Here is a 16278-nt window from a genome sequence, read left to right on the forward strand (position 1 = left end):
CCTTGGCATGAAATTGGTGGTGGGCAGAGCCAGCCTGGTCGGCACGGCTGACCCTGCGTGACGCCACTATCGGGGAATACCCCTATGCCGGCGTCAATATTTTCCGTCGTCCTGGAAGACACCCTTCCAGTCCCTGACAAGTCCGTCGAGCGCGTCCTTCGCGCTACCTTGGTTTGCGACCACATAGTCATGAAACCGCTTCTGCGATGCCTGCAGGAGGGAGGCGTAGGAAGGCTCGGCCCAGAAATCTTCGACGATTGCCATCGAATCGAGGAACGGCTTTGCATAGGGCTGGCTTGACGCAAAGCCCGGATCGTCCACGACAGCCTTCAGTGCCGAATAGCCGCCAAGCGCCCACCATTTCCGCTGGATCTCAGGTTGCGCGAACCATTTGATGTAATCGAGCGCCTCGGTCTTTTTATCGGAGTTGGCAACCACGGAGATGCCCTGCCCTCCGAGCTGGGCGAACTGTGCACCCTTCGGCCCGGCGGGGTTTGGGAAATAGCCGGTCTTTTTGCCACCGACATTGGCATCGGCATTGATGCCCGGCCAAGTGAAGGTGAAGTTCATCTGCAAGGCGACCTGCCCTGACTTATAGGCATCGACGTCTTCGGTCATATAGGCATCGGAATGACCGGGAGGCGTGCAGCATTCATAGAGCTTCTTGTATTTCTCCAGGCCCGCAACTGCTTCCGCCGAGTTTACGAAGCCTTCCAGATCATAAGGTTTGTTCGGATTCTGATATTGGAAGCCGTAGCTATAAAGGGCATTCATCGCCCCCATGGTGATGCCTTCAGAGCCACGCTCGGTGTAGATTGCCGCGCCATAGACTTTCTTGCCGTCGATTTCGCGCCCCTGGAAGAAGGCAGCGATGTCCGTCAGCTCGTCCCAGGTCTTCGGAACGGCAAGGTCGCGGCCGTACTTCTTCTTGAACTCCGCCTGAAGCTCTGGGCGGGAGAACCAGTCCGCGCGATAGGTCCACCCGACGACGTCGGCGAATGCCGGCAGCGCCCAGTAATTCGGTGTATTCTTTGGCCATTCGGCGTATCCGACCACAGTCGCGGGGATGAAATCGTCCATCTTGATTCCTTCCTTATCGAAGAAATCGTTGAGCTTGACGTATTGACCGTTTTCCGCCGCGCCGCCGATCCACTGGCTGTCGCCGATCATCAGGTCGCAAAGCTTGCCGCTGGAATTCAGTTCATTGAGCATACGGTCTGCGAAATTCGGCCAAGGCACAAATTCATAGTGCATCTTATTGCCGCTCTTCTTCTCGAAATCCTTGCTCAGCTCCACCAAAGCGTTGGCGGGATCCCACGCCGCCCAGCACAGCGTCAGATCGGCGGCTTGAGCGTGCGACATCGCGGCCGCGGATACGGCAACATACATCCCGGCAGCAACCGCCGGGCTCAGCAAAAGAGACCTCATGGCTTCAATCCTCCCGTTGAACCTCTCGACCTCCATCGAGAAGATAAGTGAAAGCGTGACAGCCGGCATGTTGCGAAACGCACTCCAAACCCGGCCTATCTCCCTTCGATCCGACCCAATGGCCGGATAATAAAGAAATAACTGAGGTGCGCACCTCAATGCAAGCAGTTTTTGAGGTCCGCACATCAATTCTTGCCTTTCTCTCGTTTTTGAGGGAAATGTCTGCTGTCTGTAATTCAAATGGAGCTATCATGCGGCCAACAGCAAAGGACCTTGCGGAAGCCGCCGGCGTAAGCCTTGCTACAGTCGACCGGGTTTTGAACAATCGCCCCAATGTGAGCAAAAAAGCCGCCCACAGCGTTCAAGAAGCCATTGAACGCATTGGTTTTATTCGAAACCCTGCCGCCGTCAGCCTCGCACGCAACAAGAGCTATAAGTTTCGGTTCATCCTGCCAAAGTCGGGGGATCTTTATCTTGGCGAGCTGTTGCGTCGGGTGGAGAATCTGGGAGCGGCACTCAAAAGCGACCTGACCGATATAGACTGCGTTCAGATCCCCACCGAAGACGCCCACGGTATTGCGAAATATCTCACCGGCATCAGCGAGGACACCGTCGACGGCATAGCCGTGATGGCGCCGGAATCGCCCCAAGTACGCGATGCCTTGATGCGGCTTCTGGAAAGGAACATTAAGGTCGTCCAATTTCTGTCCGGTCAGGAAAAGCTTCCTGCCGCGGATTTCGTGGGCGTTGACAACTTCGCGGCAGGTGCAACGGCAGGACGATTGATCGGCACGTTTGTCCGTCAGACACGGGGCAAGGTGATGATCGTCGCAGAGACCATGCAGTCACTGGACAGTATTCAGCGGCGTCACGGCTTCGATACCATAATCAATGAGCAGTTTGCGAACCTCACCTGCCTTCCATCGATCGAGACACACGCTGACGAGAAGCGGGCAAGCCAGATTATCGGCCGCGTACTTGAGAGCAACAAAGATGTTGTTGCCGCCTACATACTGAGCTCAGAGGCGCGCATCCCCCTCTTGGCAGCCGCGGCGACAAGCGATCTGCGCAATCTTTCGGTCGTGGTCCACGAGCGCACCCCCTTTACTGAAGAAGGATTGCGCGACGGCAGCATCAATGCGGTCATCGCGCTGGATCCGGGTCATGCTGTGCGCAGCGCGGTTCGCATCATGCGCGCTCGTGCCGACGCACGCGAGCTGTTGGCCGAACAAGAGCGGTTACGCATTGAGATCCTCCTGAAAGAAAATCTCTAGGCTTCCTCCGCTCAGAACGCCCGCGCCCCGAGTTCCTGATGTGCGTAGCTCATATGGTTCTACGATGCCTAGAAGAATGAGGCGGACATTTCCGGTGGGCCTTCGAGCGCATGCGCCATGAAATCGAGCGCGCCTTTCAGTCGGTCGCGGCCGATCGGCCCGCCAAGGCAGATGCGCACGGCCTCACTGACCGCACCATCGACGGCAAAGGCGTCGCTCGCCACTACGCCGATGCCGGAGGAGCGCATGTGACTGCTGAAAGTCGATCGGGTCCAGCCGTTGGTTAGCGGCATCCAGATGTTGAAGCTGATCGGATCGGCCTTGTAGCTGCCTTTGGGCAGAATATCGGCCACCATCTGCTGGCGGGCAGCCGCCTCGGTGCGGATGAAGCGCAGGATCGAATCCGCCGTGCCATCCTCGATCCAGCGCGTGGCGAGCGCAACCGTCATCTGCGAGGCCATGACATTGTTTGTGCGCATGGCGCTGACGAAGGGCCAGATCGCCTTGGTGTCCGGAGCAACCACATAGGCAAGGCGCAGGCCGGCGCCAATGCATTTTGCAAGACCACCAATATGCCATGTCAAGTCTGGCGCGATGGCGCCAAGCGGCGGCGGCCCGTGCAAAGGAATGAAGCCGTAGGCATCATCCTCAATGATGGGCACATGATATTTACGGGCGACGGCGGCGATCTCCTCGCGACGCTTTTCGGGAATGGTCAGCGTCAACGGGTTCTGCAGCGTCGGATTGAGATAGAGCGCTTTCGGCTGCAGCCGCTCGCAAGCCTCGGCAAACGCATCGGGCAATATACCCTCATCATCCATCTGCAAGCCTGAGAGATTGAGGCGCAGTTGGGCAGCGATCGAGCGCATACCCGGATAGGTAATGATTTCCGACAGGACTGTCTCGCCAGGCTTTGCCAGAAGACCGAAGATCGCCAGCAGCGCCGGATGCGCGCCTGGCGTTACGAAGATACGCTCCTGCGAAGGCACCAGGCCGCGACGGCTGAGCCAGGCGGCAGCGGCATCCTTATCCATGCCTGATCCGCCGAAGGCCTGGTATCGCAGCAGCGGAACCAGATTGCTTGCCACGGCTGACAGGCCTTCGCGCATGCTGGCAACCAAATCCGCATCGTCAGGCTCCGGTGGAAGGTTCATCGACAAGTCCACCAACGAAGCGCGACGTGGATCGGGCGCGGCATCGGACACGAAACCACGCCTTTCGCGATCTTGCCCGCCTGTGACGAAGGTGCCCCTGCCGACGTGCGAATCCACCAGGCCGCGCTTCTGCGCCTCGACATAACCGCGAGCCACCGTGGTGAAATCGATGTTCAGCCGCTTGGCCATCTCTCTTTGCGGCGGCAAACGGTCTCCCACCGCCAGCACGCCACTTCTCAGATCCATTTCGATCAGGTCGGCGATAGCCATATAGCGAGGGCTGGAGGAGCGACTAAGGTCAGGATGCCAGTCTTTCATGTCGTGATCCGCAATGTGTGAGGCGCGTGGGCGAGTCACCATTGACCATATATTGTTGCAAAATTCCCTGTCACGGGAAAACGCCTGCGCATAAGTGCGATGCTTCACGAACAGCTGTTGGTGGTCATCATCACAATGGCAAATTGCCTCCAAATTGATCTCTTAATTGAATGTCTCTTTGAAGAAATTGGATGCAAATTATGCAGCATCAATTTGGCGCGGCGCTTGTTATTTCATGGCACACCGCCACACGAGCTCTTCTTGGGGGCGTCATAATCCGATGCGCTCTCACCTGATTGGCAGTGGCCATCGCCGAAGCCACGCTCGCCAGGACGGACTAGCCGGTGATAGGGGTCAATCGAACGGGTTATCGAGATATACCCGATCTACGAGCTTCAGGCTGCGGTCGGGCTGCAGGATGTAGGTCTCGCGCACTCGTTCGCCCCACTGATCTGTGAATGTGTGAGGAACAATGCTGCCGACCGGTGATTTTTGTAACCGTTGGCTCGGCTGCCCGCCGTAGGTGATGCTTCCGGGAATAGGCTTCAACCCTTCTTGGCTGGCTTGGCAGGCCGCAAGCATTCCCGCCAGAATTCCCGCTGCGACTATTCTTTTCATCGCCTGCTCCAATCTTGCTTCGATATACCAAACCAAATGTCGGCATGGAGGTTCCACCAAGTGGATCATAGATCAGCGAAGAGCATCAAGCCCGAATGTTCGCCCTGCCACTGGAGGTTCCTCCAATGACAGGGCAGACCGCCGACGGGTGATAATAGTGTCGGCGACCGGGGGCGGTCATCCACTATCCGAATAGATCTGCGTTGAACACGGACCTTAGTCTGATGACCAGCGACACTCTTGCCAAGATGAGCCGGAATTCGGTGGGTATCAGACCATCGCAACGGCCAGATGCCGATCACCGGCCCCGCGTCTGATCGACTTCGACCGTTTCGGGAGGCGAAAAACCGTGACCATTACTCTTCCAGCTGAGCAGACAAGATCGCACGGGTGATTATTTGCGCTGCGGCTTAAAGTTGACGAGCAATGATTTAAGCTCGATTTCGCGCACGCGGCGCGCCGCTTCGTCGGGGCTGACCCAATCAATCCGGCGCTGTCCTCGCTCCTTGAACTCCGCCCCGACTTCCTTCACCTCGATTTGGAACATGTCGACGACGCAGGGAGCGACTTTTCCGTCAGGGAGTTCTTTAAGATAGGTGTACCGGCCAAACGGCGCCTTCCTCACCTTGCCACGAACGCCCGCCTCCTCCCAGGCTTCGATCGCAGCCGCCTCGTGAGGCTCCCTGCCTTTCATTGGCCAACCTTTCGGTACAATCCAACGGCCGCTCTCGCGTGACGTAATCACCAATATCTCGATTTCGCCTTCATCACCCTTGTAGCGGAAACAAAGTGCGCCATACTGGTTGCGGAAAGCACTTGAAAACAGCTTCTCCGGCGTCCGAGCAAGCTGCTGCAATAAGTGTTTCGGTTTGGGTGATGCAGGCTTTCCGCCTTGCTTTTTCGACTTCATACCGTCCAGCTTGTCAGATTTTCACCCGTGCCTCAATTACGCTAGCGGCGTTTTGAACCCGAAGAACTGCTGGCGCCTACCTGATATGACGGGCAGGCGGCGCAAGTCGTTCCACCTGGCCCGCTCAAACATTGCGCGATCCATCAACCAAGATCCCCAAACGTCGGCAATCGCCATCGCGGAAACCGGTGCAGTAGCGGCATCGCGGACGCAATTTAATAATAATTGCGTTTTGCAAGTAAATGGTCGACATTACGCTTTGAGCCCTGTGCACCTTGTGCTGAACTCGCCGCTTGCCTGGATTACCGTCTGGCCACGAAGGATGTGAGATGACCGCAGCCCTGTTTCTCGCGACTGTACTTTTTTGGGGCTCGGGCGCCATTGTGACGTCCCTGCAGGCAAGCGTTTCCGCACCTGAGCTATCGGTCGCCATTCGCATGTTTCTCGTTGGGTCAGGCATGCTCGGCTTTTCGATCGCAACCGGCAAACCGATCACAATTATGCGCGGCGACCGTTCTTGGGTGGCAATGCAGGGCATATTGTTTTTCGGGCTTGCTTTCATCGCCTTTTACAAGGCAACGCAAGGTATACCGAGCGGGATCGCAGCTCTGGTGCTGTCGAGTTCCTCGCTTTTCGCCGCGGTAGCCAGCCGGTTTCTGCTGGATCTACGAATAAGCCGCCGCGCCGCGATCGGCATAATCTTTGGTCTACTGGGCCTCGGCATCGTGGCCGCCCCACAGATCTTTGCCTTGCATCTCAACCCGCAAACCATGAAAGGCTTCATATGGGCCGCCATTGCCGCGATAGCGACCGGCGCAGGGACGGCGATCGCTGCGCGCAACCAGCGGCGCGGCCTGCCCATCCCAGTCCTCATGGGTTGGGGCGCATTGTGCGGATGCGGCTTCGGGTTCGCCTGGGCTGTGGTTGTCGGCACGTCCCTGACAATACCTGTAACAACCGGCTATCTGGCACAGCTTGCCTATCTCGCAATTGTCGCCTCGTGCGTCACCTTTCTCATGTATTTCACGCTGATTGAAAAGGTCGGCCCAGCCCGCGCCGCTTATGCGCTAACCGTTGTTCCCATCGTTGCTATGACAATTTCCGTCATATTCGAAGGGCTGCACGTCGATACACGTCTCGCCCTCGGTGGCGCAACGATCATTCTGGGCAATATCCTGATCCTTAATGCCTGAAACCGGGCCGTTAACAATCATTTGAGATCAGGATCGTACCCGGCTGTGCGTTAGCAAGCATTGGGATCATGACCGGCTATAGCTTAGCGGCCCCCGCGAAATCCGGGATAGGGCTATCCCAATCAGGGAGAATGTCCTCTTCAGACAGCAATTGTCTCGGGTAAAACTGCCTCCAAAAAGATCGATTGCACAAAGCTTATGCATGTCTAAATTACTTGCAAATAGCAATTGATTTCCTATCAAATCTATGTTGTAGTTTTAATCATAAGAGGTAAATCGCATCGCGATTACCCGCATAACTAGAATCTAGGGAGATGTCCGAACCGCAACAATTTTGGAAGGCATATGTTCATGTATATGTCCTCGACACCGATTGAATCTGAGGTCGTCTTTTCGGGCCGCCGCTCGGCGACCTACCGCGATGCACTCCACCTCTTTCCCGATGCCTGGCTTGACGATATTGCCGCCATGCGCCGCTTCCTGCAGCCGGTCGACGGCCGACGAGTCTTGGAAATCGGCGCCGGCAACGGTCATTTCAGCCGAGCGATCGCCGAAGATGTAGGCCCTACAGGCTTACTGGTCGCAACCGATCCGTCCACCGAACAACTTGAGGATCTCGAAATCGAAAGTGGCGGCCGGATCAGGGTCTTCGGTCAGGCAGCGCACATGCTTGACCTGCCGATCCGCGATTTTGACATGGCCTGGTCGCGCGGCGCCGTCCACCATATTTCCGACAAGACAGCGGCTTGGACGGCTATCGCAGCCCATATGCGCCCCGGCGGCAAGCTGGTAGTTGCCGACATCTTCGCCGGAACGCGGCTTGCGGCCTATTTCGACGATTTTATCGCCCTGAGTTGCTGTACCGGCCACGAGGTCTCTTTCCTCTCGCGGGAATTTGCCACCAGCCTGTGCGCTTTGACGGGATGGGACAAGCCCCAATTTACCGATGTCACCACCCGCTGGCGCTTCGACACCAAGGCAGATCTTGGACACTTTCTGCGATTGCTGTTCTCGGCAACCGAGATCTTCACCGACGACGACTGCCTTGTTGCAGCGGAACGCCATCTTGACATCGTTTCCGACGGCAACGGCATAGCTCTGCTGTGGCCGATGACAGTGATGGAAACGACAAGGCTGCCGACCGCAAATTAATCATGGATGAGCGATCACAGGCGCTCGACGCGGGACGGGACAATCCTGCCCGCGGCGTGACCTGGCATGCGCAAATTTCCTTCGGAGTTCGCCTATGACATCGACCGCCGCAAACCGTGGATCCACGGCCCCTCGCCTCGCGATCCCTTTCGATACAGGTCCATTGGTTCCGGGCGCCAGGAAACCCGGTTCGGAGACCACAGTCCATAAAGTCGGCTATAATGGTCGGCCCGGCGCATTTGCGGATGTTGCCTGCAGGATGGCGTTCCCATCCGCCGACCGCGTCGCCCTGCCGAGCCTCGAGACGACGATTTCCAGCACCGTCCGCGGTGAAGTCGACCGGATCCTCCTGCCATGCGAAAACAGCCTGGTCGGGCGGGTGCCGGATGTGCATAGAATCGTGCCCGACAGTGGTTTGCACATCGTCGGTGAGCATTTTCAGCGCGTCGAACATTGCCTCATGGCGCCGCCAGGCGCTTCGCTTGCAAGCATCAGGCGCGTGCGTTCGCACCCCGTCGCACTTGGTCAGGTCAGCCGGCTAATTGCGGCGCTCGACTTGGAGGCCATTGCCGCTCCTACGACATCGCACGCCGCCGAGCTGGTGGCATCTTGCAAGGATCCGAGCGAGGCCGCGATTGCCTCGGATGTCGCAGCCGAGCTTTATGGATTGGATATCCTCAAACGCAATGTCGAAGACGATCCGCATAACACGACACGATTCTACGTGCTGTCTGCCGAACCTCAAGCGGTCGAGCAAAAAACACAGCTTCTGACGACGATCGTCTTCCGCACCCAGAACCGGCCGGGCTGCCTCTACCATGCCATTGCAGGATTTGCCGAAAACGGCATCAACATGACCAAGATCGAAAGCTACCTTGTCGGCGGACAGTTCGTGCCATCCCGCTTCCTTTGCGAGTTCGAGGGCGATCCAGCCACACCGGAGGTGGCCGATGCGCTCGATATTCTCGCCCACCATGCTCGCGAGCTGGTCGTGCTTGGGACATTCCCGATGGCAAGCCGCCACCTGCGCAACCGCAGTGAGGAAAATCTCTCGTCATGGGGGACCAAGCCTCCAGCCGCCTTTCGATGGTCCGATGGCCAGCAGGAGCCCGAGCGATGACGACGGCGGTAAACCACTACGGACGCCACGGCGATCTTGTCGATGCGGCGATCGCTAAATTGAAGCTGCATTTCGGCGAGCGGCTGACAACGGCGACGGCCGTGCGTGATCAGCATGGCCATGACGTGAGCTGGCATCCCTCCTATCCGCCGGACGCAGTCGTTTTCCCGGATACGGCGGATGAGGTATCACGCATCGTCGCGACCTGCCACGCCTTCGATGTGCCGGTGATCCCGTTTGGAACCGGCACTTCCTGTGAGGGTCATGTTGCCGCCCTTATGGGCGGAATATGCATCGATCTCTCGCGGCTGGATCGAATTTTGACGATTCAACCGGACGATATGACGGCGACGGTTGAGGCAGGCGTAACCCGCAAGCGCCTGAACGCCGAACTGCGCGATACCGGACTGTTCTTTCCCGTCGATCCCGGCGCGGATGCCTCGCTTGGCGGAATGGCCTCGACGCGTGCCTCCGGTACGAACGCCATGCGGTATGGCACGATGAAAGACAATGTCGTTTCACTCGGTGTCGTTCTGCCCAATGGCGATAGGATCCGCACCGCAAGCCATGCCCGCAAATCGGCCGCCGGCTATGATCTGACACGTCTCTGGGTGGGATCGGAAGGCACGCTCGGCATCGTGACCGACGTGACTGTCAAATTGCATCCAATTCCGGACCACGTCGTTGCGATTTCGGCGAGTTTCTCCACGCTGGAACAAGCGGTCGGCTTCGTGCTTGTTGCGACCAAGCTCACCGACACTTTGGCACGTATCGAACTGCTCGACGAACTGCAGGTCGAGGCCGTCAACAACTATTCAAAACTCTCCTTGCCGGTCGAGCCGACGCTTTTTATCGAACTGCACGACAGTCGCGCGGCAGTCGAGGCCGCCTTGCCGCTCATAGAGACGGAGGCAAATGCTGCTGGCGCCAGTCGATTTGACACGGCCGTATCGGCGGAGGCTCGAGGCAGGCTCTGGCAGGCACGCCATGATATCTGGTGGGCCAACCTTGCGCTGCGCCCGGGCGCAAGCGCCCTACCTACAGATAGTTGCGTGCCGGTATCCCGGCTTGTCGAGGCCATACTTGCCGCCAAAGATGACGTGCGGGATCTCGGTCTCCTCGCACCGATCTGCGGCCATGTGGGTGACGGCAATTTCCATCTTTGTGTCCTTTTCGATCCCGCCGATCCCGATGAGCGTCAGCGCGTCGAAACCCTGACCAAACGCCTTGCGGCCCGCGCAATCGCGCTGCAGGGGACATCGACCGGCGAGCATGGGATCGGCCACGGCAAGATGGCCGCACTCGTCGCAGAGCATGGTCCCGCCATTCGGGTGATGGCCGCGATCAAACGCGCCGTCGATCCTCACAACATCATGAATCCAGGCAAGATTTTCAATCTCGCCGAGGCACCGCCGTTCAATTGAGCAAGATCCATAAACCAGGGAGGGAATAGAATATTCATGTCCAGCCAGCATGGTCCGGCCTCCATCGCCGACTTCAGAATCGCCGCGCAACGCGCATTGCCGAAAATGGTTTTTGATTTCTTCGACGGCGGCGCCGGCTCGGAACTCACATTGCGCGAAAACAGGGCTGCATTGGATCGGATCCGTCTCGTCGGCTCTGCGCCGGTCGATGTCGGCCACCGCTCGGCGGCCATCTCGCTCTTCGGCAAGCCGCTCTCAATGCCGATCATCATCGGACCGACCGGGCTGGCGGGTGCCGCATGGCCCGCGGGCGACCAGGCATTGGCCCGGGCAGCCGCACAAGCAGGAATCCCCTTTGTCATGAGTTCGGCGGCCAGCGCGTCCATGGAAGCCGTGGCAGCTGCCGGTGAAGGCAGGAAGTGGTTTCAGCTCTACCTGTTCCGGGACCGCGAGGTGAGCCTCAGACTATTGCAGCACGCCCAGGCCTTGGGTTTCGAAGTAATCGAGATCACCGTCGACAACGCCATTCCCGGCAGACGGCTGCGCGACGCCCGCAATGGCTTTTCACTACCGTTCCGCTGGACGCCAAAGAAGCTCCTGAGCCTTGCCACCCATCCCGGCTGGGCATTGCGGATGGCGCGTGCCGGTGCACCGAGGCTGGAGGTCATGGCGGCCGAGTTCGACCTCAGGTCCGCCGCCACCATCGCCGAGGTGATGGAACAGCAGCTCGATCCGACCGTATCCTGGGACGATATCGCCTTCATACGCGACCGCTGGAAAGGCCCTTTGATCCTTAAGGGGCTACTCGATCCAGTGCAGGGGGCAAGGGCAGCCGAATTGGGACTGGACGGTATCGTAGTCAGCAATCATGGCGGCCGGCAGCTCGATGGAGCCGTTGCAAGTATCGATATGCTGCCGGAATTCGCCGCCGCGGTGGCCGGTCGGCTGGCCATTCTCGTCGACAGCGGATTTCGCAGCGGCACCGACATCATCAAGGCCCTTGCCCTCGGCGCCACGGCTGTGCAGCTCGGCCGCGCAACGCTCTATGCGCTTGCGAGCGGCGGAGAGGAAGCGGTCTCCCGCGCTTTGAGCATCCTCGCTGCAGAACTCGATGTCGCCCAGGCGATGACGGGTTCACCGACCATCGCCGATATCGGCCCTGCAAAGCTCCGACTGCCGCCACCTCTGATCCGAGCCGAAAGGGTGGCGACACCTAGTGAGCCCACTTCATCTCGCCCGCAAACCTTCGCAGCCGCTTGAACGAATTTTCCGAAAACCCTTCCGAGGAGATCATTCCCATGCGCCGTAGAACTGCTCTGTTTCACGCCCTCGCCCTCTCAGCATTGCTGATGCCATTACCCACAGCGACCGCATTTGCGGCCGACAAGACGGTTGCCCTGACCTATATCGTCGAACACCCGGCCATCGATGCGGCCCGCAAAGGGATCGTCGATGCGCTGGCGGATGCCGGCTTCGTTGACGGCAAAACCATCACGCTCGATGTCGCCAGCGCTCAAGGGAGCATGCCGACGCAAACGCAGATCGCAAAAACATTCGCCGGTAAATCGCCCGACCTGATCGTCGCCATTTCCACCCCCTCCGCCCAGGCTTGCCAGGCCGCGGCCAAAGGAGCGATCCCGATCGTGTTTTCTGCGGTAACAGATCCCGTTGCGGCAAAATTGGTCAAAAGCTTCACGCAGCCCGACGGCACGCTGACCGGAACCAGCGACAGGCAGCCTTTGAACCTGACCTTTGAACTGATCCACAAACTGACGCCAACGGCAACGAAGGTCGGCGTTCTCTATAATGCCGGCGAAGCCAACTCCGTCGCACAGGTGGCGGACATGAAGGCGGCAGCGGCGAAATTCGGCATAAGTATCGTCGAGGCGACGGCCGCGCAGTCGGCCGCCGTGCCGGATGCTGCACGCAGCCTGGTCGGCAAGGCCGACGTCATCCTGCTGCCGACCGACAGCACAGTGGTTTCGGCGGTTGAAAGCGTGGTCAAGGTCGGTGTCGACGCAAAGATCCCGGTCTATGCCAGCGACACCAACTCCGTCGAACGCGGCGCAATGGCTGCGCTTGGCTTCAATTACTATAAGCTCGGACGGCTGACGGGCGAGATCGCCGCCAAAGTGCTGAACGGCGCGAAGCCCGCCGACATCCCGGTTGGAACTCTGGACAGCGAGGATCTCTATCTCAATCTCGTCTCGGCCAAGAAGATGGGCGTCACTCTGTCCGAGGCCACGACGCAAAGCGCAGCAAAGGTGATCGCACAATGAGCCTGATTGCCCTTTCCGGCGCCTGCGAGGCAGGCCTGCTGTTTGCCCTCGTTGCCCTTGGCGTCTATCTTTCGTTTCGGGTGCTCGATTTTCCCGATCTGACTGTCGATGGCAGCTTTCCGCTGGGCGCCGCAGTCGCAGCATCCGCGATTATGGCCGGCGTGCCGCCCATCGCCGCAACGCTCCTCGGATTTGCGGCGGGTGCGGTCGCCGGCTTCGTAACAGCATTTCTGTCGGTTCGATTGAAGATCATGAACCTGCTGGCGGGTATCCTGACCATGGTTGCGCTGTTTTCGATCAACCTGCGCATCATGGGCAAACCGAATATATCGCTCTACGGCACCGACACCATATTTTCCTGGATCGGTACGGTCGCCGCACTCGGTGTGTGGGGCAATACAATATTGCTCCTCTGCATCGTGGTGGCCGCAAAGGTTCTGGTTGACTGGTTCCTCGCGACACACATGGGACTTGCCTTGCGTGCAACCGGTGCGAATCCGAAGATGGCCGAGGCGCAGGCCGTCGACAACGGCCGTATGGTCATGCTTGGCATGGCTCTCGCCAACGGCCTCGTTGGCCTTGCCGGAGCGCTGTATGCCGAAAGCCAGGGTGTTGCCGATGTCTCCATGGGTATCGGCACCATCGTCACCGGTCTTGCCGCCGTCATTATCGGCGAGACAATCGTCGGCACCGGGTCGGTTGCACGCGCCACTCTGGGCTGCATCCTCGGCGCATTGATCTATCGGCTGGTCATCGCCCTGGCACTCGATGGGGGCGTGATCGGGATCCAGGCGCAGGATCTCAATCTGGTAACCGCACTGGTGGTCGCCGTTGCCGTGATGATTTCAAAAACGCGGCTGAAGAAGCTGCCCACCATCAGGCGTACCCGGCTGTCGGAGCCGTCGAAAGCAGAAGGAGCAGCCTCATGATGCTGAAACTCGATACGATCTCGGTCACGTTCAATCCTGGTACCGCTCTCGAAGTAGCCGCGCTCCGTGGCGCTTCGCTGGCTATTCCCCATGGCCAGTTCGTAACCGTGATCGGCAGCAATGGTGCAGGAAAATCCACGCTGCTTTCGGCCATTGCCGGCGCAATTTCGCCCGACAAAGGCCGGATCGTGATTGATGGCGTAGACGTCACACGACTGTCTGCACAGGCCCGGGCGCGATTCATCGGCCGCGTATTTCAGGACCCACGGATCGGAACCTGTGAGGCTCTGACCGTCGAGGAAAATCTTGCGCTTGCCTCCGCACGCGCCGGGCGACGTGGATTTTCCCTTGCGCTTGGCGGGAGACGTGGCCGCTCGCGATTTGAGGAACAGCTCGCCAGCCTTGGGCTCGGACTTGAAACGAAGCTTAGAGCGCGAATTGGCACACTTTCCGGCGGTCAGCGACAGGCGGTAAGCCTGCTGATGGCAACGTTGCTGCCAATGAAGATACTTCTTCTCGACGAACATACAGCCGCGCTGGACCCCAAGGCGGCAGCGCGCATCCTGGCACTTTCGGCGAAGATCAGCGAGCGCCAGCATCTCACCACGCTGATGGTGACGCATAGCATGCGACATGCTCTCGATTATGGCCAGCGCACCATCATGATGAGTGGCGGACGCATCGTGCTTGATGTTGCAGGCGATGAACGGGCAGGTTACGACGTTCCCGACCTGATCGCCCTGTTCGGGGCAGTGAGCGGCGGCGAGATCGCCGAGGACAGGCTTCTGCTTGCTTGATCGCTGCGCGGAGTGGCCGCTTGTTTTCACAGTTGCGCTGGAATATATCTGCAATATGCAATTAAAAAATGATCAACCTGAAAATGGGCTGGTGGAGGAACGCGAGGATGGGACGGCATTAAAGCCGGCCTTCCGGCTCGATCGCTGGATACCCTATCGAATGTTTCTGGTCGCAAGCAGCACCGCTGAGCTGCTCGCGTCCTATTACGGACCAAGATACGGTCTGTCGCAAGCCTCGTGGCGAATTCTCGCCATCGCCGGTGGCCGCCCCGGGCTTTCGAGCAAGGAAATCTGCCACGCAGGCGCGCTCGATCAATTTGCCGTCAGCCGCGGTATCGCGCAACTGGTTTCGCTGGGCTTTGCCCGACGCAACGCCGGCGCAGGCGACCGACGGTTTTCGGCCGTCGAACTCACATCCGAGGGCTACAAGGTGCTCGACGAGATCGTGTCGATCGGTCAGGCGATGGAGGCACGCATCCTCGAAAGCCTGTCTGAACACGAGCGCGAGATGCTCCATGCCATGCTCGATCGCATCGAGGATGCTTGCGCCGGAGCTGTCGCTCGTGGGTGGCAGGCCGTGGTTGGCGACGTCAGATCTGGAGGCTGATCCAATTCGGCATGCAAGCGGCCCGGCACATGGCTGAAACCAGCCGCTTGTTCTTCCCGACGTTTGCGGCATGCGCCGATGGCGAGTTCAGCCTTAGTTCGAGACTCGATCGGCTCCTTTTTCCACGTCCTCTACCGCTAACCTGGCGAGAGCAAGTATAGCTTCTCGCGTTTTGGCGGCGGCAATAAAACGGCCGTTATGGCAGAAGCTGGCTCCCTGGACCCCCGTTGCCACTTCCAAATCGCGCCCGCTCAACCCCGCCCAAGCCGCCGGAAGGTCTGCGCGCAGCTCGAACCCTTCCTCCGCGCGGCGAATTCCCGTCAGGCACCAATCGGCCTCGCGCGGATGGACCACGAACAGGAGGTGATCGGCACCTGCCTTCATGATGGCCGGACGAAACGGCATGCCCATCGGCAGCTCGAGAACACGGCCCTCCCCCGCGGACGCAATCGCCTTCAGAACCAGGGTTTCAGCGCGCAGTTTCGCGTGGATCCCGGCAATCTTTGCTTCGACAAAACTGCGGGCGATCGCAACCGCAGCATGGAAGGCCCGATCGGTCGCCTCCGGATCCGGATCGTCGAAGACGGGCTTCAATGTTTCGAGCAGGGACGGCAGGGTCAATCCCGCCAGCAGACCGACGCTATCCGGGCTGAGGGCGCCATTGTCGACCAGGTCGATCGGCAAGACGAAGCTGGCATCGAAGGCGGCATGCATCGTCTCGACGAAGGCGCCCGGAACAGAGAGAGCGGCCAGATAATCACGACCGAAATGTTTCCAGATCAAGCCGAACGAGCTGAAGGGCTGACCATCGTTGCGCTGCGGGGCGCCGCGCTGGTGATGATCGAAAATCCCGGCAGCGGCATCATAGGCGCCGCCGACATCATAGACGATGCGATCGGCGCCGGGGGTGATCCATTCCGGCGCCCTGCTGCGAACAAGCCGTGCTTCAGGGAAAATCTGCGTGAGAATGACGCTGGACAACACTTCGTCGGCATGAAAGCCGCCGGAATGCGTGACGAGGAAATTTGGAGCCATACGGCCATAGCCTTACTGTTCGCGAATTGGACAGCCCGGC

Annotated in this window: 15 protein-coding genes; 10 read left to right on the forward strand and 5 right to left on the reverse strand. The window is 59.1% G+C overall.

Going from position 1 to position 16278, the window contains the following annotated elements; all coding sequences use genetic code 11:
• Positions 1-93: 93 nt before the first annotated feature.
• Entirely contained in the window at positions 94-1428 is a 1335-nt protein-coding gene (locus AC13QE_RS11620) for an ABC transporter substrate-binding protein (RefSeq protein WP_488483781.1), read from the reverse strand.
• 251 nt (positions 1429-1679) lie between these two features.
• Here AC13QE_RS11620 and AC13QE_RS11625 point away from each other — a divergent pair, with 251 nt between their 5' ends.
• Complete coding sequence (locus AC13QE_RS11625) at positions 1680-2702, forward strand: LacI family DNA-binding transcriptional regulator (RefSeq protein WP_488483782.1); 1023 nt, start codon at positions 1680-1682, stop codon at positions 2700-2702.
• Between the two features lie 68 nt (positions 2703-2770).
• Here the strand turns inward: AC13QE_RS11625 and AC13QE_RS11630 are convergent, their stop codons facing one another.
• From AC13QE_RS11630 to AC13QE_RS11640, 3 genes are all read right to left on the reverse strand, one after another.
• Positions 2771-4174: an aminotransferase-like domain-containing protein gene (locus tag AC13QE_RS11630; protein WP_488483783.1), complete on the reverse strand. Its 1404-nt coding sequence runs from the start codon at positions 4172-4174 to the stop codon at positions 2771-2773.
• Between the two features lie 354 nt (positions 4175-4528).
• Complete coding sequence (locus AC13QE_RS11635; protein ID WP_112412537.1) at positions 4529-4792, reverse strand: hypothetical protein; 264 nt, start codon at positions 4790-4792, stop codon at positions 4529-4531.
• A 394-nt stretch (positions 4793-5186) separates the two neighbouring features.
• Positions 5187-5702: an NUDIX hydrolase gene (locus tag AC13QE_RS11640; protein WP_488483784.1), complete on the reverse strand. Its 516-nt coding sequence runs from the start codon at positions 5700-5702 to the stop codon at positions 5187-5189.
• 329 nt (positions 5703-6031) lie between these two features.
• Here AC13QE_RS11640 and AC13QE_RS11645 point away from each other — a divergent pair, with 329 nt between their 5' ends.
• From AC13QE_RS11645 to AC13QE_RS11685, 9 genes are all read left to right on the forward strand, one after another.
• Positions 6032-6895, forward strand: coding sequence for a DMT family transporter (locus AC13QE_RS11645; protein WP_132720195.1), 864 nt, complete (start codon positions 6032-6034; stop codon positions 6893-6895).
• Positions 6896-7246: 351 nt separating this feature from the next.
• A complete protein-coding gene (locus AC13QE_RS11650; protein WP_246699022.1) occupies positions 7247-8047 on the forward strand; it encodes a class I SAM-dependent methyltransferase in 801 nt (266 codons plus the stop codon).
• A gap of 94 nt (positions 8048-8141) precedes the next feature.
• On the forward strand, positions 8142-9167 hold the full coding sequence (locus tag AC13QE_RS11655; RefSeq protein ID WP_488483785.1) for a prephenate dehydratase domain-containing protein: 1026 nt from the start codon (positions 8142-8144) through the stop codon (positions 9165-9167).
• Positions 9164-10591: an FAD-binding oxidoreductase gene (locus tag AC13QE_RS11660; protein ID WP_488483786.1), complete on the forward strand. Its 1428-nt coding sequence runs from the start codon at positions 9164-9166 to the stop codon at positions 10589-10591. Before AC13QE_RS11655 ends, AC13QE_RS11660 begins: the two co-directional genes overlap by 4 nt.
• A 36-nt stretch (positions 10592-10627) precedes the next feature.
• Complete coding sequence (locus AC13QE_RS11665; protein WP_488483787.1) at positions 10628-11851, forward strand: alpha-hydroxy acid oxidase; 1224 nt, start codon at positions 10628-10630, stop codon at positions 11849-11851.
• A gap of 38 nt (positions 11852-11889) precedes the next feature.
• On the forward strand, positions 11890-12870 hold the full coding sequence (locus AC13QE_RS11670) for an ABC transporter substrate-binding protein (RefSeq protein ID WP_041678433.1): 981 nt from the start codon (positions 11890-11892) through the stop codon (positions 12868-12870).
• A complete protein-coding gene (locus AC13QE_RS11675; RefSeq protein WP_488483788.1) occupies positions 12867-13799 on the forward strand; it encodes an ABC transporter permease in 933 nt (310 codons plus the stop codon). The genes AC13QE_RS11670 and AC13QE_RS11675 overlap by 4 nt, the downstream gene beginning before the upstream one ends.
• On the forward strand, positions 13799-14596 hold the full coding sequence (locus AC13QE_RS11680) for an ABC transporter ATP-binding protein (RefSeq protein ID WP_488484095.1): 798 nt from the start codon (positions 13799-13801) through the stop codon (positions 14594-14596). The genes AC13QE_RS11675 and AC13QE_RS11680 overlap by 1 nt, the downstream gene beginning before the upstream one ends.
• 55 nt (positions 14597-14651) lie before the next feature.
• Complete coding sequence (locus AC13QE_RS11685) at positions 14652-15203, forward strand: MarR family winged helix-turn-helix transcriptional regulator (RefSeq protein ID WP_488483789.1); 552 nt, start codon at positions 14652-14654, stop codon at positions 15201-15203.
• Between the two features lie 93 nt (positions 15204-15296).
• Here the strand turns inward: AC13QE_RS11685 and AC13QE_RS11690 are convergent, their stop codons facing one another.
• Positions 15297-16238, reverse strand: a complete 942-nt coding sequence (locus AC13QE_RS11690; RefSeq protein WP_488483790.1) for an MYG1 family protein — start codon at positions 16236-16238, stop codon at positions 15297-15299.
• Positions 16239-16278 lie beyond the last annotated feature (40 nt).

The organism is Martinezella sp. CNPSo 3957 (assembly GCF_057784395.1).